This is a genomic window from Alicyclobacillus contaminans DSM 17975, from assembly GCF_000429525.1.
GTDB lineage: Bacteria > Bacillota > Bacilli > Alicyclobacillales > Alicyclobacillaceae > Alicyclobacillus_A > Alicyclobacillus_A contaminans.
In genome coordinates this window covers 1-18,514 of sequence record NZ_AUCA01000050.1, presented here as the reverse complement: position 1 = coordinate 18,514, position 18,514 = coordinate 1, and the positions used below count along the sequence as shown (strand labels likewise).

At 57.7% G+C, this 18,514-nt stretch carries 15 protein-coding genes and 1 pseudogene; 8 read left to right on the top strand and 8 right to left on the bottom strand.

Annotated elements, in window-relative coordinates; translation table 11 throughout:
• Positions 1-156, bottom strand: a 156-nt coding sequence (locus G463_RS24090) for a transposase (protein ID WP_026975803.1), incomplete at its 3' end; no start/stop codon positions are given.
• A gap of 70 nt (positions 157-226) precedes the next feature.
• On the opposite strand from G463_RS24090, the gene G463_RS0114955 reads away from it, so the two are divergent.
• The gene (locus G463_RS0114955) at positions 227-670 is read left to right on the top strand and encodes a hypothetical protein (RefSeq protein WP_026975812.1); all 444 of its coding nucleotides are present in this window, start codon (positions 227-229) and stop codon (positions 668-670) included.
• 584 nt (positions 671-1,254) lie between these two features.
• Here the strand turns inward: G463_RS0114955 and G463_RS0114945 are convergent.
• The 3 genes from G463_RS0114945 to G463_RS21940 form a co-directional block, all read right to left on the bottom strand.
• Positions 1,255-1,668, bottom strand: a complete 414-nt coding sequence (locus G463_RS0114945) for a hypothetical protein (RefSeq protein ID WP_026975811.1) — start codon at positions 1,666-1,668, stop codon at positions 1,255-1,257.
• 666 nt (positions 1,669-2,334) lie between these two features.
• Positions 2,335-3,096 (bottom strand): TVP38/TMEM64 family protein, encoded by a 762-nt coding sequence (locus G463_RS20735; RefSeq protein ID WP_051322341.1) that lies wholly within the window; start codon positions 3,094-3,096, stop codon positions 2,335-2,337.
• A 300-nt stretch (positions 3,097-3,396) separates the two neighbouring features.
• Positions 3,397-5,235, bottom strand: coding sequence for a peptidoglycan-binding protein (locus G463_RS21940; RefSeq protein ID WP_051322340.1), 1,839 nt, complete (start codon positions 5,233-5,235; stop codon positions 3,397-3,399).
• A gap of 185 nt (positions 5,236-5,420) precedes the next feature.
• On the opposite strand from G463_RS21940, the gene G463_RS22980 reads away from it, so the two are divergent.
• Both G463_RS22980 and G463_RS0114925 read left to right on the top strand, forming a co-directional pair.
• Entirely contained in the window at positions 5,421-5,609 is a 189-nt protein-coding gene (locus G463_RS22980) for a hypothetical protein (RefSeq protein WP_026975810.1), read from the top strand.
• A gap of 159 nt (positions 5,610-5,768) precedes the next feature.
• On the top strand, positions 5,769-6,959 hold the full coding sequence (locus G463_RS0114925; protein ID WP_026975809.1) for an MFS transporter: 1,191 nt from the start codon (positions 5,769-5,771) through the stop codon (positions 6,957-6,959).
• A 108-nt stretch (positions 6,960-7,067) separates the two neighbouring features.
• On the opposite strand, the gene G463_RS0114920 is transcribed toward G463_RS0114925, so the two are convergent.
• The 4 genes from G463_RS0114920 to G463_RS20715 form a co-directional block, all read right to left on the bottom strand.
• Positions 7,068-8,258, bottom strand: coding sequence for a PatB family C-S lyase (locus G463_RS0114920; protein WP_026975808.1), 1,191 nt, complete (start codon positions 8,256-8,258; stop codon positions 7,068-7,070).
• A 283-nt stretch (positions 8,259-8,541) separates the two neighbouring features.
• A complete protein-coding gene (locus G463_RS0114915) occupies positions 8,542-9,852 on the bottom strand; it encodes a methyl-accepting chemotaxis protein (RefSeq protein ID WP_245575917.1) in 1,311 nt (436 codons plus the stop codon).
• Positions 9,842-12,346, bottom strand: a complete 2,505-nt coding sequence (locus G463_RS21935) for a diguanylate cyclase domain-containing protein (protein WP_169725486.1) — start codon at positions 12,344-12,346, stop codon at positions 9,842-9,844. Before G463_RS21935 ends, G463_RS0114915 begins: the two co-directional genes overlap by 11 nt.
• 319 nt (positions 12,347-12,665) lie before the next feature.
• Positions 12,666-13,997 carry a cation:proton antiporter gene (locus G463_RS20715; RefSeq protein WP_035487509.1) on the bottom strand — a complete coding sequence of 444 codons (1,332 nt, stop codon included), beginning with the start codon at positions 13,995-13,997 and terminating at the stop codon, positions 12,666-12,668.
• A gap of 272 nt (positions 13,998-14,269) precedes the next feature.
• Here G463_RS20715 and G463_RS0114900 point away from each other — a divergent pair, with 272 nt between their 5' ends.
• From G463_RS0114900 to G463_RS24085, 5 genes and pseudogenes are all read left to right on the top strand, one after another.
• Positions 14,270-14,977 carry a FadR/GntR family transcriptional regulator gene (locus tag G463_RS0114900; RefSeq protein ID WP_026975806.1) on the top strand — a complete coding sequence of 236 codons (708 nt, stop codon included), beginning with the start codon at positions 14,270-14,272 and terminating at the stop codon, positions 14,975-14,977.
• A gap of 81 nt (positions 14,978-15,058) precedes the next feature.
• A complete protein-coding gene (locus G463_RS0114895; protein ID WP_026975805.1) occupies positions 15,059-15,814 on the top strand; it encodes a (Fe-S)-binding protein in 756 nt (251 codons plus the stop codon).
• A pseudogene (locus tag G463_RS20710) lies at positions 15,811-17,277 on the top strand (LutB/LldF family L-lactate oxidation iron-sulfur protein). Before G463_RS0114895 ends, G463_RS20710 begins: the two are co-directional and overlap by 4 nt.
• Positions 17,274-17,942, top strand: a complete 669-nt coding sequence (locus tag G463_RS0114885; RefSeq protein WP_026975804.1) for a LutC/YkgG family protein — start codon at positions 17,274-17,276, stop codon at positions 17,940-17,942. The pseudogene G463_RS20710 and the gene G463_RS0114885 overlap by 4 nt, the downstream one beginning before the upstream one ends.
• 413 nt (positions 17,943-18,355) lie before the next feature.
• A partial coding sequence (locus G463_RS24085) for a transposase (protein ID WP_211227427.1) occupies positions 18,356-18,514 on the top strand: 159 nt, incomplete at its 3' end.

The window sequence follows — 18,514 nt, the reverse complement described above, 5'->3', positions numbered from 1 at the left end:
AGCCCGTCCACCAGTCAGGAACGCTTCACGCCACCTGTAATACAGACTCTGGGCCACGCCATGCCGCCGACATACCTCGCTGATATTCGCACCGGGCATCATGCCCTCGAGCACGATGTTCATCTTCTCGTCCACTGTCCACTTACGTCCCGGCATCATAAACACCTCTACTTCATCTTAACCCATCCCTTCTGTCTGGGTTGACTCTGGGGCCAGTATAGGGATAATGAGCCAATGGCAAAGTGTACTGCGCGATGTTGAACGCAGCATCTATGCTGAGCAAGTATTTTGTTCGTACGTGACGCAAATGACCTTTATGCCGCAGTTCAAGGATCAGCCTGCTCTGAGACAAGTTCACAGAGAGAACTACGAAACGAGCTATCACCGTAATACGGCAGCTGGCAACCTGCATCGACTTGCACAATTCGACGAAGACGAACTCTTGGTGCTCATGACCGTGGAGTGCTTTATTGAGACCCGGAAACACGACAACACAGCACTCACTGCACTTCGCCAGGTAACAACTTCCGATCCTACGGGAAGGAAACTACTAGAACGCGCCTTTTACTGGCACGATCAAAGAAAGCATTACCTGAAAAGGGCGGCCGGGAAACTTTATACAATGCTCGGGCCTGAGTTATGGCAAAAGGGTGTCGCACTGGCGGAATAACGTCACCGCGGCAGGCCTCACCTCCTTCGAAGGGCATAAAGAAGACGCCTTGTCGGCGTTGGTGTCTCTGACTCTTACCAGTGGATCTCGTTGACTTGATCAATTGTTGTGGCCGCCTGCACCTGCTCCAAACGGATTTCGGGTTTCCGGAGTCCCATTTTTGGTCTCCCGACCCTCGACTATGGCCTGGCCGGACTCGGGCTGGCCAGCGCGAACATGACACCTACCGGCGCGTCCCACCGCAGCCCCGACAGACTCCGTACGCCCTCAAGAATATGTACTGCTACCAAGTCTCAAACATCATAGGAAAGCGCGGAGTGGCTTCACCGAAGTGCATAGCAGAAGTAGATTAAGCGCACTGGCTCGGTGTTCGGAATTCATATGAAAAAAGTCCGTCACAACGACGGACTTCAGTATTCAATCAGTTCGAAGGAGCATCCAGACTGACCATCTTGATGTTTGATAAAAACTTGCTTTGATCATCGTTTACACGGTTGTTATACTCCACGAGCGTACCACTGGCTGATTCTGCTTCATCAAGCATATCTGAATATGCCTGATAAGCAAGGTCTGAATAAGCCTTTTCAAAACCGACTGGGGGGGCTATTCAATTTGCTGATTTGATCCTGGATTTGCGTGTCCTCTGAGGTCAATCGATCCAATGTCCCTTGACTCTCAAGGTACTGACTCTCATCTTGAAAAGCATCATCGAAGGTGGACGCATATGTACCATGGACATCGACGCCGAAATCATTAAAAATGGCATCATGCCAAATTTGACTGATTTCGTCTGTCACGGAATTGGCATCTTCTGCGTCTTTCGTCAAATCCGCCGCCGTTAACAGGAGATTATTTCTGTAGTCCTGTCGGGCCTGGGCAGCCTCCATATTCAGGACTTCTTGATGATGTTGCCATGCATAGTAGCCAACACCGGTTCCTGCACCAACAAGGACTACCATTGCCGTGGCAACCGTGATCACTGTTGCACCTGTCTTCATCTGTTCACCCTTCCCCGAAAAAATTGGCAATCATAGTATACATGACAAAGCATTAGGCGGCATCATCCCCGACCGGTCATAAATCGAGATGAATATACTAGATTCTTCAGGCATTCCTTCGTAGACTTCACGAGTTGGCAACCTCTAGAGAGAGCATATCGGCATCTGCCTGTAAGGCATTATCGGGATCGAACTCGTCTAGGAGCGTGTCCGAGTAATCAAATTTACTGCATGTTCATCGAAACGCTGAGTAAAAGCAGCGGCGATATGCAGTATCATGAGTATTTTATACGAGAAAATCGAATACTCACGCTCCTAGGGGTACAGGGCAGCCACTCAAGTCTTCAAAGTCGGCCGACGGAATGGCGCACGGAGCCCGATGGGCAGTTCGTCGTGTGCTGTATATGGCAGTGGCGCCCGCTCCGCATCGAGTATCAGCGTACACCCATCACGCAGCGTCAGCGGCGTGAGAAATAGGAAAAATGGATAACCTGGTATCAGCAGCAGACGTGGAGCAGATGACCAGAAGTGATATTCGTCGATACGACTGTCCAGTGTGATGAGACGTTGTGCTTGCAACGGGGGAACCATCCATTGGGCAGCCCTGCGTCCATCATGTTGCGCGGGTCATCTTCAAACGCCCGGGACCTCGGATTGCGCGGCGGTTCACCTCGCCCGTCGACGCCGAAGCGATGTGGACAAAGCCTGGATTTCGGTTTTGAATCTGCGCTGCACCAGGAAGCCAATGCCCCAGACAACAGCCATCAGACACCCGCCGAAGAACAACCAACGCGTGAGATTTTTTACAACGCCAAGGAAGATCAGAACGGATCCAAGGTAGTAAGGGACAACGGATATGGCTTCCGTCCAGATGTAGGTCCACAGTCCGACCGATGGCATGGTCCCGACAATATAACTCGAAAGGTAACCGGGGATTGGGAGCAGCCGAATCACCAGAATGGCCAGGGGGCCTCGCTTCGCGACCCATGCGTTCATCTGCTCAAATCGTGGCGGCGACATGAGCTTGGTCAGCAACGGCTTGGCGTAGTGCCTGGCGATGGCAAACAGCAGGAATGAACTGAGCACTCCGCCGATCCAAGCGTACAGCGCCCCCCACCACGCGCCGTAAATCTTCATGTACAAGATCAGCAATGCCTCGTTTGGAATCGGTGTGATTGTGATCACCGTCTTCAGGACCACAGCCAACACAATCCCGAAGCCCCCGAGGGACTGCAGCATGTGCGAAAGTTGATTGTGGCGGTCGAGATACAAATACACCGCCACACCGAGGAACGACAGAACCAAAAAGAACGCCGTCCAGTACCTGCCATGTGAAATTCGCGCGGAGGGTGCCGCTTCGCAGCCACCGCCTTCCGACGGGATGTTTGACACCGACGGGATGTGTCGCTTGGTCTTGCTTGACGACATGCTCCACCTGCTCCATTCCAAACAGTTTAGAACCGGGATCATCCGCTCCGCCGAACGTTCCGACGGATCTCATCATACCCGTTTCTACTTCGCGCGAATCCTTGACCGGCGTTCAAGGAATCACTCATTCCAAACAATGAACAAGGCGCCGGAATGAACCTGACCGGTCCGTTCCGACGCCGATGGACCTCACTTCACAGGATTAGCCCACCCGCTCCACTGTACGGGATGCGGCTTGCGTTTGCTTGTGCATCTGCCCTTCGCCACAGGTCTGCACAACACTTCTCAATGGCGTCATTCTCAATGCGTCACCTGTGTCAGCGTGGCTTGGGATGTACGGATGTAGCCGGACATCGCCGCTCCGGTATCCTGGTTGGCAAACCGAATCGCAATCTGCCCGCCGACCGCGCTGCCGCTGTCCGCGACCACCTCGTCACCGGCGTGCAGCGTGGCCACCGTCTGTCCGGCCTCGTTGTATACTGGCACGGACACATCCGCTGCCGATTTCGGATTGGAGACCGTCAACCGGTACACATTGTTCCACGTCACATCGCCAGCGTTGATCCACCCCACATTCGGAATGTGATACCATTCCACCACGACGTCTCCGGCCATGCCCTGAACCACCTGATCCACGTTGACCGTCTGTCCTGCACTCACCGTTCCTGTATTATCCGATAGACCGAGTAGATTATTCCACAGTTGAAAATCACACACACCCGTGGCCGCCAACCCATGACTCGTCTGGTACGCTTTCAGCGCCGACTCAGTCTGCGAACCAAAGATGCCGTCAACTTGGAGGTTGACGGACTCAGCGGCGTTGAGCGCCTGCTGCAGCGTTTTCACGTCGTCTCCCTGGGCCCCCGATTGCAGCTCCCGAGCAAACATGTGCTGGTATCCTGTACCGCTGTCCGCATAGACGGGCACGGATGTCCCATAGTACGGATCCGCCTTCACCGTGGCGGTTGCACTGTTCATATAGTACACCGGCTCGGTTTCCGATCCGGCCGGAACCGTTGGCTGGTTGCTCGGCGAGTACTGGGTGTAGCTCGTCACATTGTCGTGCACGTCGATGGCCAGTTGATCCATCAGGTCATTGACCTTCGCGGCCCATCCGGAATCCGACGCGTAGTTTTTCGCCATACCGGACAGCGTTGGCGAAACGTAATGAGAGCTTCCCGGATTCAGGTAATTGCTCCGTACCTCCCAGGCCTGGAATAGGATGGCGTACGCCTGACTGGGGAACGTGCCAGCGTACTGATAGGCGTTGCTGTCATACGCACCGTATCCGTAGAGATTGTTTTTGTTGAGGGCGATGTCACTCACGTTACCGTCGCTACCCGTCTCCTCGAGGGCATGCGAGACCAGATAATTCGCGTTCACCCCGTACCGCGCCTGCGCATCCATGAAGGTTTGCCCAAGTCCGGCCATGATGGAGTTATGCTGCGTGAGGTACGCGTTGAGCGATGTCGCGTTGATGTTCGACGGCGCGGGATACCGCAGATCCACATTCGTGAACGACTCTTCCGTGAACACCGTCTGCCCTTTCAAATCTTTCACCATTCCTCCCGGATATTCGAGCAGCGCTTGCTCCGCGTCCGACAGCTGCGTGAACCATCCCAGTGTCGTCCCGGTTTTGGTGACGTCCTCGTAGTTCGCCTTCACGTTCCATGTCGTGCCATCCCAGGTGTTCTGCAACCCCATGGACTGCAGCGTTTGCTGGATGTACCAGATGGGAACAAAGGTGGTGTTGCTGTTGCTCGCGGGATCGCGCGCGACCTGTTTATCCACGTGCGCCGCGAACGTTTTGCCATTGATGGTGATGGCCATAGCCCCCGTGCGGGTCTGGAGCACAAAGGTGGGCTGTGAATCGAACGAAGTGGTGAGCTTCCACACGGATCCGGTCCATTGGTTTTTCACGTTCAATTTGTTGAGCAATTGCTCGACGTAGTACAACGGCATGTAGGTCGTTCCCGCATACGTGAATGCGGACGGTGCGGAGAGCACGCTGGCATTCAGTTCAATTCGCGTGTGCCGCATGGTGAAGGTGACGGCACCCGCCGTGGCGACCGAGGGCGGAAGTATGGCAATCAACATGGCTGTGCCGGCAACGATGCAGGCAGGAAGCGTGTACCTCAACCTCGTACTCCTCCTTTACATCGGACGAACATGCGTAGATTTCAGCGCAGAACCATACAATGACTAAGACGGAAGAAGCGGAATTTTTGTTACGAATTGGGTGCCAAGAACGACCGCGTTGGGCCTTTACTTGTGTGGAAAAGTGCGGTACGTTCACGGTAACGCAGGTTGGGGAGGTATGGCGGATGTTCGCAAGGTGGATGTTCAGCGTTGGCATTGTCCTCATCATCGGCTTCCTGCTCACCATCAAAGGCAATCCATCCTACTGGCAAATCATCGGTCTCTTATTGATGGTGGCGTCGCTCGTGCTCGCCACCATGGCGCAGCTGTCCACATCCGAAAAGGCGTCATCCCACCGCGTTCCATCAAAATAACATGGATTCGAGTTTGGGTTTTCCGCCCGAATTCGCATCGCGGGCACCACCACGATGCGAATTCCCCGACGGGAACCCCTTTTTTCCGCTCCCCACACTTCGCCACTCAAAACGAGTATACTGATGCTTGGATTGATTCCAGATCTGGGAGGTGTATCGATGTCCGGCACAGCATCTGTTTCCACTGCGCCCGCGCCGATTTTTCGCCGCGCGGTGTTCACGTTCAGCAGTGCACACTTTATCAACGACCTGATGACCACCGGACTGGTACCCGCGCTGGTCGTTTTGTACAAGCAGGCGTTTCATCTCAATTACACACAGTCCAGCATGATTGTGCTCGTGTCCTATCTCACCTCGTCCATCATGCAGCCCATTTTTGGGGCCGTTACGGACAGAAAGCCCCGCGTATGGCTGTTTATGGTGGGTCTGTTTCTCTCCTGTCTGGGTCTCGGACTCACCGGCATTGTCCACAGTTATGGGTGGCTGCTCGTCTGCGTCGCCATCTCCGGATTCGGATCGGGCGCGTTTCACCCAGAAGCCTCGCGCGGAACGCACCTCGCGTCGGGTGGAAAGAAAGGACTGGCGCAGGCCATTTTCCAGGTAGGCGGGAACGCTGGCCAGGCCTGCGGTCCACTGCTCATCCCGCTGTTTCTGTCGAGAACGGGGATTCACGGTCTGGCATGGTTCATCGTGTTGGCCCTGCTGTCCCTGATTTTGACGGGAAACATCCTCGGCTGGCTCTCTCATCGAGTGCAGGAAGCCAGCGCAGTCCGCAAGCAAGTCATCGGCGAAAATCATATTCCCGGGGTCATCGCGCTCGTCAGCGTGATCGTGCTGAGATCTTGGTGCCAGGTTGGCGTGGTGGTCTTTCTGCCCTTTTACATGCACCAATCCCTCTCCACGTCGGAATGGCTCAACTTCGTGTTCGTCGGCGCCGGGGCACTCGGCACCTTCTTGGGCGGCGTTTGGTCTGATAGGATTGGCATGAAGCGGCTGCTCGTAGGATCGATGTTCATAGCCACGCCGTTCGCACTGCTGCTGCCTTACGTGCATGGCGTGCTGGCACTAGTCGACCTGCTGTTGTTTGGGTTCAGCGTGCTGGCCTCGTTCGCGGTTTCCGTGGTCTACATGCAACGTTTGCTGCCCCGGAACATCGCCATGGCATCGGGACTGTCCATCGGCTTTGGCGTCGGCGCTGGCGGCATCGGCGCCACGTTTATGGGCGGGCTTTCGGACGTGTTCGGCGTTCCGCTCGTGTTCACAGTGCTGTCGGTGCTGCCATTGCTCGGCGGGCTCATCAGCTTGCTCATCCCCACCGATAGACCGAAACCACAACCACAGGCGAACTGAATAAGCCGGCTCCGGTGCAAATTCTGCTATCGAGCATTCGATGATCCGTCCGGAAACGGGTGGCCCCTCCCTCAGGATGGGGACTGCCCTTTTTTCATGCCGACCGCGTCATTTTCTCATCTTGAGCCCCGTGACCGCGTGCTCCAGCTGAAACAGGGCGGTGGTGAGCTGCGTCCTCGGGCAGGCGATGTTCATACGGATGAATCCGTCTCCTCCCGTCCCGAAAATGTAACCGTCTTCAATCGCAAGTTTTGCTTCCTCTCGCATGAACCGCTGCAATGCCTTCGCGTTCATCCCGAGGTCTCGACAATCCATCCACACCAGATAGGTGCCTTCCGGTTTCACCACCCGGAGGTCACGAATGTGCGCGGAAACGTAGTCGAGCAAGAAGTTGAGATTACCTTGCAGGTACTCAAGCAGCGCGTCCAACCACTCCGCACCGGTTCGGTACGCGGCTTCCGCCGCCGTCCACCCGAACACGTTGATGCTGTCGAGCCCAAAACGCTTCAGCGTGGCCTGAATCCGCTCGCGCTTGTCGGGGTCTGACACCACGAGTGCCGCCGCCTTCATCCCGGCCAGGTTGAACGTCTTGCTCGGCGCCGTACAGACGACCGACTGACGCGCAAACGAATCGCCCAGGGACGCGAAAGGTATGTGCCGATGCGGGCGATACACCAAGTCGCAGTGGATTTCATCGGACACGACCACGAGATTGTACGTTTCGCAAATCTTACCCAGCACCGTCAGCTCGTGTTTCGACCAGACTCTGCCGACCGGATTGTGCGGGCTGCACAAAATCAGCATCTTTGCCCCTTGTGCCGCCTTGTTGCGCAGATCCTGCAAATCCATCGTGTACCCGTCTCCGGACCACAGCAGCGGATTTTCCACAACTCGCCGGCCACTGCGCTGTATCAGTTTCCGAAACGGATGGTACACGGGCGGCTGAATGATGATGCCATCGCCGGGCTGCGTGAATGTCTCAATCAACATGGAAATCCCGGTGATAACGCCGGGGATGTCCACAATCCAATCCGGTTGGATGGGCCATGCATGGCGCGTCCCAAACCAACGGCTGATGGCCGTGTGGTAGCCGGCAGGGCGAACCGGATACCCGTAAACGCCGTGTTGGGCGCGCTCGCAGAGCGCTTCCCGAACGGCCGGCGGAGACAGGAAATCCATGTCGGCCACCCACATGGGTACCAGATCAGCACGGCCAAACAGGGCTTCCATGACGTCCCACTTTGCGGCGTTGGTGTTCCTTCGGTTCAGTGCGGCGTCAAAGTCAAATCCCACGGTCATCCCTCCAGCCCGTCTACACCGTATGGAAACGTCTCACTTGTCTATCATTGAATCATATTCCGAATCGTCCGTAAATCATGTGTCGACGCCTTCTTGTTCATGCCCGTATTGGCCGAAGCAGCGCCGCACCACCGAATAGAAGCCGACTCCATGCGGTGTCAACCGCACGCATGACAAAACGGGGTATTGAGCGTTGGTTCAATACCCCGTAGGATTCATCGATTTCCTTGCCGCTCACAACACTGCCGCCATCGACCGCCCCCGCAGACGCCAGTCCATCCATTCACCACGTGAATTGATCCGCACACGCGTGGAGTTCCTGCGCAAAGTCGCGAACCGCAGCCGAACTGGCGGCCACCTCTTCCATCATCGCGAGCTGCTCCTCGCTGGCCGCCGCCACGCTCTCCACCGCTCTGGATTGCTCCTGGGCACCTTCTACCAGCTTCTGAATCTCGACAGTGACCACATTCGTCTGCTTGCTGATGTCCTCCGCTGCTTCGGCCACTCGTTCAACGAGGTTCTGCTGCCGATTCACGTCATCCGCGATGGTGAGAAACACGCGGGTGGCGTTGTCCACCGCCGAGGCCCCCACAGCCACCGCTTCCGCCACGTTTTGGGTGGCCTCCTGGTTCGCCACGGATCTCTCCAACATGAGCAGCACGACTTCCTGGATTTGAGACGAAGCGCGTTTCACCATGTCCGCCAATTTGCGCACTTCGTCCGCCACCACCGCAAACCCTCGCCCTTCTTCACCGGCACGGGCAGCTTCAATGGCTGCGTTCAACGCCAACAGCGTGGTCTGTTCCGCCACTTCGCGAATGGTGCCCATGGTGTCCACCACTCGCTGCGCCCCTTCCTGCATCAGGGCGGACCGATTGGTCAGGTCGTCCACCAGCGTGGTGATGTGGCGCATTCTGTCGTTGGCGAGATGCACGTTCTCCCGGCCCTGTTCCGTCTGCACGCCGATATGCCCGGCCAACTCCTGCAAATCATGGCTCAACTGAAGAATGTGCGCCGCGCTCTTCTCCGAAATGCGAATGGCTTGTTCTGTCTCGCGCGTCAACTTGGTCTGCTGTTCAACCACGTGTGTGACCACCATCATCATCTCGGCGTTCTGCTCCGAAGCCTGACTCGTTTGTCGGGCGCCTTCCGTCAACGATTCCGCCGATTCGGTCAAGCTGTCGGCTGTGCGCTTCATGGTTTGCAGCACATCGCGGATGCTCTGCTTCGCCACGACGAGAGCCGCCGCCACCTTGTCCAAATCCGACTGACCGCGAATGGACAGATCCCGCTCTGCAAAGTCTCCCTCTCGAAGCCGCAGCATTTCGTCGTAGAGGTACGAGATGGGGCGAAACAGCACCCGCAGCCGAAGCTGAATCAAGGCGGCCAGCACCACAATCAGCAGGATCACGGAGATGAGAGACCATTCCAGAAGCGCGCTGTGAATCCGCGCTGCCAGCCCCAACAACATCAGGTCGGCGACGATGGCTCCTGTAGAAGCGCCGACCCAATACACGGTCACCTCGCCTCGCACCTGGCGAATGAACGGAACGCCCAACGTCTTGCCTGTACGTACATCGCGCTTAGATTTCAACGATTTGCCCCTCCTTTGACGCCAATGTGGCGGAGATGCTGTCCTTCGGATCCGGAAGGGAGTCCCATTCGGCCAGCAGCACATCGATGATCTGCGGATCGAACTGAGTGCCACGATGTTCCTGCATGTAGGCTCTCACCCGCTCCTTGCTCCACGGATCTTTGTATGGCCTGCGGCTGAGCAGCGCGTCCAGCACATCCGCAACGGCCACAATGCGCCCTGGCAGTGGAATCGCTTCCCCTAACAGCCCGCGCGGATAACCGCTGCCGTCCCACCACTCGTGGTGCGTGCCGGCAATCACACGGGCGCAGTCGACCAGCGCGCGGGAATATTCGTAGAAGTTCGGAAGGTTTTCTAGGACCGACTGCAAAATCTGCTCTCCGATGAGCGCGTGCGCTTTCACGTATCCGTACTCCTCGCGCTGCAGGTGATGCGGCTTCAACAGGACCTCCCGTGCGATGGCCACCTTGCCGATGTCGTGGGTCACACTGGCCACCGCGATGGTCTCCACGTCGTGCAAGTGCAGCAAATTTCGCTCCGCCAAACGCGTCGCCAGCCACCGCGCGTAGTTGCTGACGCGGAGCACATGCGCCTGCAGGTCCGGATCCCCCCATTCCGCCACTCTGGCCAGCGCGCGCAGAAAGATGGCCTCCATCGAGCGGGATTTGCCCGTGATGTTCTCCCACTCCTCGATGATTCGCGTGAGGGGGACCTGAATCTCGACTGTTTCCTCCTCCGATCCCTCGCCGTCTGTCTGCGACCGGACAACACCACTGACCACCGGAACCACCTCACTGCCAGGGAGTCGCTGGTTGGTCGTCACGCCCAACCAGATCCCGAGTTCTTGCAGATCCCGTTCCATCTCCTCGAACTTCGCTCGATTCATCATCGGTGATCTGGCCTCCATCACGGGTTTACCCACAAGGTTGCGAACCTGTTTCCCGTACATCGTGGCGAACGCTCCGTTCACTCGCTGAATGCGCTGGTGGGCGTCGCTGACGAAAGCCGGCAGCCCGTACCGCTCCGCAAACGACATCAGCCGCAGCGCCGCTGGCACCCTTGGCGCCTGCACCTCGCGCGCGATGGCCCAGTATCCCACCACCTTCTCGCCGACCCGGATGGCCGACATCGTCAGGTCTTCCCACCAGACGGAGCCGTCCGGACGTTGATTGCACAGCTGCCCTTCCCAGCATCCGTCGGTCTCCAACGCATTCCGAATCTCCTGATATTTGCTGCGGTTGAATTCCCCCGCCGCCAGTTGGCTCGGCTTGTTCCCTATCAATTCGCGGCGCGAATAACCGCTGAGCTGTTCAAACGCCGGATTCACGTCGACAATGACGTAATTCGCATCCGTGGCGAGGCAGGGCACCGCGCTGTTGCGCGTGAGGTGGTTGAACGCGCGCGAAAAACCGTACACGCTGGCTTCCGACCAGACGCTCTTAAACGCTTCCAGCGCGTCCGGCCAACCAATTCGATCTTTGCCCACCTGTTTGGCGCGCAGCAGGGCTCTGTCCGCTTCGGTGATCAACTCGTCGTTGACCATGCCGTACCCCACCCCCATGCTGCACCGAACCATCAGCGGCTCATTGTGCACCTCGACGGGCGTGCCCGAAATGGCATCGAACAAGCGCTCTATGGCCAGCTTCAAAGACGGCGTCCAAGGCTGTGGGATGAGCAGCAGGAACTCGTCTCCCCCCCAGCGGACTGCCGCGGTTTCCGGCGACGCGCAGGCTCGGAAGCGGCGCGCGGTCTCCTGCAGCACGAGGTCCCCGGCGTCATGTCCAAACGAATCATTGATGAACTTGAAGTCGTCCAGGTCCACCAGTACGGCGACGCCTTCCGCCCCGCGGTGCTTCTGCAGCCAGATTTCCCCACCTCTGCGATTGAGCAGTCCGGTGAGCGGGTCTCGTTCGCTCTCTTCGCGGATTTTGTACCGCAGCCGTGCGTCGTGAACGTACAGCAGGAACACCGCAGAAACCACGATGATTTCGGCCAACGTGGACAACCGTTGTACGCCCGGCGCCAGCACCCAATTCACCGCGCCGATGGCGACCACGGCCAGGTACCCCCAGCCGGGCTTGTCCCGCAATGGACTCCAGAGAATAGCAAGCAGGCTGACGCCGCAGCAGGCAAGGCTCATGACATCCAATGGATCCCGATGCCATATGACAATCAGTTCCACCTGCAGGACCCACAGAACCAGCAGATTCACGAGCCGGTACCACTGTCGGCGCCGGTGCAGCGAGGTGAGCAACAGGATGTACAACGGCAGCACCACGACGCCGACGCCGTCCATCACCTCAATCCAGAGCACGAGAAACCCCATCGGAATCCAGTCATACAGCAAATCAAACACCGGACTCCACGACGACTGCAGGGCCTGTTCTCTCATATTGAGAAATTCGAACACGCTGATAATGCCGAGAGAGATCCATACGGAGTGCATGATGGAACTCGCCACGCCGGCCACGTCAATCCCCCCGCCCACAACCATGCGCCGATGCATCTGGAAACCGTTGCGGCATCCTCCGCGCTACCCCTATCATCCAAATTTCGTCAGATTGGTCACAGAGCATAACGGACGGTTTCAATTAGTCCATTTGGACTATATCCAGGTCTGCAACTTCAAATATATTCCTGTTTATTTCTTACAATTACCACCGTAGAACCGCACGGCGACATGCGCTTCCGGCGCCTCGATGGCTGTCTTTTGCTGTCTTTCCGGGATGGATCGGCGAGCGGCGGCGCAAGCCCCGTATGTATCGAGAGCTGGACGCCCCGCTCCGATTCTTGGACAAACCTTTTTTCCATCTTTATTTCAGATTCGCCGCGATATCAAACGATACCTCCTCATTCACTCTCTGAATCACCAATTCCTCATCCCCCGGCATCAACCGCTTTCCGCTGTAGAGGACGTAGCGCAACCACCATCCGGCCATCCAAGACGTGACCAACGCCAGCATGACCAAAATCGCAAAGAAGTTCTGGTTGATAATTCCGAGAGAATAGGCCGTGGAGGAGAGGACAATTCCCGGACCTCCCCGCGCGTTCATGGCGGCGGCGAAGTTGAGACTGGTGAGCTTGTCGGCGCGAATGAAGCGACACGTGCCGTAGACCACAGCCGCCTGGACGATGGTGGCAAAGATGAGGTACAGCACAAAGAATCCCGCGTCAAATTGCTTGGCCAGATTCAAATTCATGCCCACCAGCGCAAAGTACAGCGGGATGAAAAACGAAAACGCCATGCCCTGAACGCCCTGCTCCAGCCTTTTGAATAGAGGTTCAGGCAAGCTGAACCTTGTGGCCACGCCGGCCAACAGAGCACCATACATCACATCCACCTGCAGGTAACCGGCAATGTCCGAGAGCGCGAACAGGATGACCAAGAAGTAGCCGAGAAAGGAGGCTCGAAACAGAAAATTGGCGCGTTTGGACGTGATCTTTCGCAGCAGCCAAGGAAGAATTACGATGCAGACCACCAGGAACGCCAGCGTGACCACGAGACTCTGCGACACCATCCAGGCGTTGACATGGCCGCTGCGAGACGAGACCAAGCCGGCGGCAATGGCAAGCGCCACCCACAGGATGAGGTCGTGCACGCCCGCCACCGCCACGATGATCTTGGCGAACCGAGAGTGCATGATCCCAAGGTCGGAAAATATTTTTGAAATCACAGGAATGGACGTTACGGCAATCGAAATGGCGACCACAATCTTCAGCGCCAGAATGTTGTCCTTCGGACCGAGGAACTGCGTCGGGTCGAACAGATACGTGGACAGCCAACCGACCAGAAAGGGAATCACCGTGGATCCCACGATGATGGCAACCCCGGTTTTCACGTCGGATTTAGCGAATCTCGCCTGAAACTTCATGCCCGCCGTGTACAGCAAGAAGATGATCCCGAACTGATAAATGAGGCCGAACAGACTCCCCTCGGCTGGAAATCCCTGATACAGCCAGTGAAACGCCCCGGGGAACCACGTTCCCATCACCGTCGGGCCGAGCACCAACCCACCCGCCACTTCTCCGATGACGCGCGGAACTGTCAACCTCTCCGCGATGTAGCCGAGCAGATTGGCTGCCGCCAACAGGACGACCATGCCGAACAAGAACCGCGCCAACTCCGCAGCACCCAAACTGAACATTCGTGTGACCTCCCCCATCCTCTTAGACGTCCGTACGCGGGCCGTCTACATACGCTATGAGGAAGCGGAGACTTTGTCTAAGGCGGATATCCCTCCTAGACAAGGGACCAGCGTGGTCGGCCGAACAAATCCACAGATGCCCCGAACCATGTTCATCCTGTTTTTTCTCCGAGTGACGTTGTCAACTTCGTTGTCAGAATGATATAGTAACTCACTGATCTGATGACCATATCATCAGCAGCATTCGGAGGTTCTCGAAGGGAGGACGGCCATTGGCACTGCAACCGGTGCGTTCCAGCAAGACCTACGAAGCGGTGGCCCAACAACTGAAAGACCACATCTTCAACGGCGTCTTTCCGCCCGGCAGCAAGCTTCCGTCAGTACGCCAGTTGAGTGAACAGATGTCCGTCAGCACGTCGGCCATCCGAGAAGCGTTGAGCGCGCTGCAGGCCATGCGCATTGTGACCATGCGCCAGGGTGAAGGCACGTTCGTGAACTCGTTCAATCCCGACGAGGTCACGCAATTCGTGGCGAAAACGCCGCTCATCCGCCGCGACGACATTCGGTCACTGCTCGAACTGCGCTTGATTGTCGAGACGGGCACCGCCCGCCTCGCCGCGCATCGTCGCACACCCGGAGACCTGGACGAACTGTGGTCGATTGTCCACCGCATGCGTGCCGAACTGACTTCGTTCAGCGTTGGGGAGCAGGCGGATTGGGCATTTCATTACGGTATCGCCCAGGCGGCGAAGAATCCCTTCTTGGTGTCGCTCATGGACGCCATCGGCGAGCAGATTCAATCGTCGCTTCTCGCCAGCCGACAGGCTCTCTACCAAATCGAAGGGGAGCCGGAAACGCTTTTGCAACAGCACGAACGCATTCTCCAGGCCGTGGTGGACAAACGTGCGGACGCGGCGGAACAGGCGATGCGGGAACACCTCAGACACGTGGAGGAGACGCTGCAGTTGAACGCTCCATAACCGCCCCGTCCGCATCCACCATTCGCTTGCACGGACTTGTGCTCACGGTCGCCGGAAAGACCCGAACAGGAGGTGTCGGAAATGAAGGTTTCCCTCTTTGTCACTTGTCTTGTGGACAACTTCTTCCCAAACGTCGGGGAGGCCATGGTGCGCATTCTGCACGAGTTGGGTGTGGACGTGGAATTTTCGCCGGAACAGACGTGCTGTGGTCAACCCGCGTTCAACAGCGGCTACGCAGCAGAGGCGCGCGACGTGGCCGCCACGCTGCTCCGAGCGTTCGATGACGCGGACTACGTGGTCACCCCGTCCGGATCGTGCGCGGGCATGATTCATCACTACTACCCAACCTTGTTTCAACATCACCCCGCCCTGCTCGCCAAGGCTCAGCGATTGACGGAGAAAACCTTCGAATTCTCGCAGTTTCTCATCCACGTGCTGAAAGTGCACGACGTGGGCGCGCGGTTTCCGCACCGGGTCACGTACCACCCGTCCTGCCACGGCGCGCGCCTGCTCGGCGTACGCGACGAACCGCTGCAGTTGATGCGACAGGTCCGGGATCTGGAACTGGTGCCGCTCCCCTTCGCCAGCGACTGCTGCGGATTCGGCGGCACATTCGCCGTCAAGATGAGCGACATATCCGCCGCGATGGTGACAGAAAAGATGGAACACGTGCTCGAAACGGGCGCAGAAGTGCTGGTTGGGACGGACATGGGATGCCTGATGAACATCGGCGGACGATTGCATCGACAGGGCCATCCCGTGCGGGTGATGCATCTGGCCGAACTGCTGTACGAAGGCATGCAGGTGGCGAAACGAGGAAAGGTGGTGGCGCAATGACTCACACTGCTGGCACGCCATCGACGGAAACGCTTCTGGACAGAGCCCGCCTCGCCCTGAAGGATGAGTTTCTGAGGGCTGCCGTGCGGTTCACGGCCGATAGACTCCGGACCAAGAAACAGGCCACCACCGACGAATTCGGAGCGTAGGAGGCGTGGCGGGAGCGGGGGCGACAGATTCGCGCCCACACCGTGAGCCACCTCGATTACTACCTGAAGCAGTTCGCCGATAACGTCCGAGCCGCGGGCGGACAGGTGCACTTTGCCGCAGACGCCGAAGAGGCTTGCCGCATTGTGCTCAACATCGCCCAGCGCAAACAGGCGCGAAGCATCGTCAAATCGAAGTCCATGGTGTCCGAAGAGGTGCACATCAACCAGCGACTGGAGCAAGCCGGGATGGAAGTGGTGGAAACCGACCTCGGAGAGTACATCATTCAACTCGCCAAGGAAGCGCCATCCCACATCATCATTCCGGCCATCCACAAGAATCGTGCACAGATTCGCGATCTGTTCACAGCAGCCGGAGGCCGCGATCTCACCACGGAGACGAAGGTGCTGGCCGGCTTCGCGCGCCAACAGCTGCGCAAAAAGTTCATGGAGGCGGACATCGGGATTACCGGCTGCAATTTCGGCATCGCCGAATCCGGTACGGTCGTCCTGTTCACCAACGAAGGCAACGCCGACATGGTGACCAATCTGCCGCGGACCCACATTGTGATGATGGGCATGGAGCGCGTGCTCCCGAGTTTCGCCGACCTCGAGGTGATGGCCAACCTGCTGCCGCGGAGCGCCACCGGACAGAAGCTGACCACATACATGTCGCTCATCACCGGTCCGCGCCGAACGGATGAAGGCGATGGCGCAAAAGAACTGCACATTGTCATCCTGGACAACGGCCGGTCCCAACAACTTGGCCATCCGCAGTTTCAAGATGTCCTCCACTGCATTCGCTGCGGCGCGTGTCTGAACGTTTGCCCCGTCTATCGACAGGTGGGGGGACACGCTTACGGATCGGTGTATCCTGGCCCGATTGGCGCTGTTTTGACCCCCTTGCTGCATCAGGGTCCGGAGTACCAGGACTTGCCGTTTGCATCCAGCCTCTGCGGTGCCTGTTCGGAAGCCTGTCCGGTCAAAATTCCGCTGCACGATATGCTCGTGTACCTGCGCCACCGCAGCGTCCGATCCGGGATGGCCAAACCGTCGGAGCGTTGGGCGTTCAGAGGATACCGAACCATCTTCTCCAAACCGGGCCGCTACCGCCTGGCACTCTCGGTGGGAAAGTGGGCCCAGAAGCCGCTCGTCCGCAGTGGGCACATCGAATCCACCCTCGGGCCTCTGGCCGGCTGGACAAAGAGCCGATCCGCGCCCGCCCTGGCCGAACGCAGCTTTCGCGAGCGCTGGCAGACATTGTCGAACGAACTGAAACGGGGCGGAGATAACACGGACGGAGGGCGAACACCTTGAATGAGTCGGACTTTCTCGCAAACATCGCGCGCAAACTCGGTAGACCGCAACCGTTGACAGCGATACCGCCTCGCAGTGTGGTTGGTGCGCCTGACTTCTGGAGCGTCCGTGAGCTTCCGCTGCCGGAGCGGATTGAGCGATTTCAGCAGGAGCTTGAGAAATTGGGCGGGCAGGTGACGGTGTACAATCACCTCTCGTCGCTGAAAGCCGGCCTCGCTGACCTGTTAAGCACTCTGCAACCGCGGCGCGTTGGAACATGGGGCGGAAACGCGTTGGCGGCATTCGAACTGGACGACGTGCTGGCCCCCTACGACACCATCGGCTGGAGAGAAGGTGCATTGGCGGCCTTTGAGCAGGTGGATGTGGGCATCACAGGCTGTGCGTACGCCGTGGCAGACACAGGCACCCTCGTCATGAAAAGCGACCCGTGGCGGGGCAGATCCGTGAGTGTGCTGCCGACGGTGCACGTGGCGCTCGTCCAATCCAACCAAGTGTTCACACGACTGGGCGAAGTACTGGAAGAACTCGCGAAGGAACGCGCATGCATGGCTTCCAGTGTGCACTTCATCACCGGGCCGAGTCGTTCATCTGACATTGAAAACGACCAAACCATCGGCATTCACGGCCCGGCCGCCGTGCACGTGCTCATGCTGCACGAGGCGTGAAACATGATGCCCCCCCTCCCGCCAACGTCGCACCTCGGTCGCTCCAAGGGGGCCGAGGGGCGGCTGGCCACCGCACCGTGAAGCGGGAACGCCGCCCTGTATTGAAACGGAAGACCATTCCAATCATTCAGTAAGATTTCTGGCGTTCATAAATTGTTCTCGCCGATGCAAAGGTTTCGTCACACTTTCCCGTGGTTCATGCTTTCACAGAGGTGCCTATTTCTATAGGATTGGGCTAGGGCATAAAGCAATGGATACTGAGCAGAGTAACCGTGGATTGTTACCCAAGTCTAAGAGGTGGTGCTGTGATAAGGCTCCTGAGAATCATTCACCAGACGGCTGGAGTGATTGGTATACTGGCCCCAGAGTCAACCCAGACAGAAGGGATGGGTTAAGATGAAGTAGAGGTGTTTATGATGCCGGGACGTAAGTGGACAGTGGACGAGAAGATGAACATCGTGCTCGAGGGCATGATGCCCGGTGCGAATATCAGCGAGGTATGTCGGCGGCATGGCGTGGCCCAGAGTCTGTATTACAGGTGGCGTGAAGCGTTCCTGACTGGTGGACGGGCT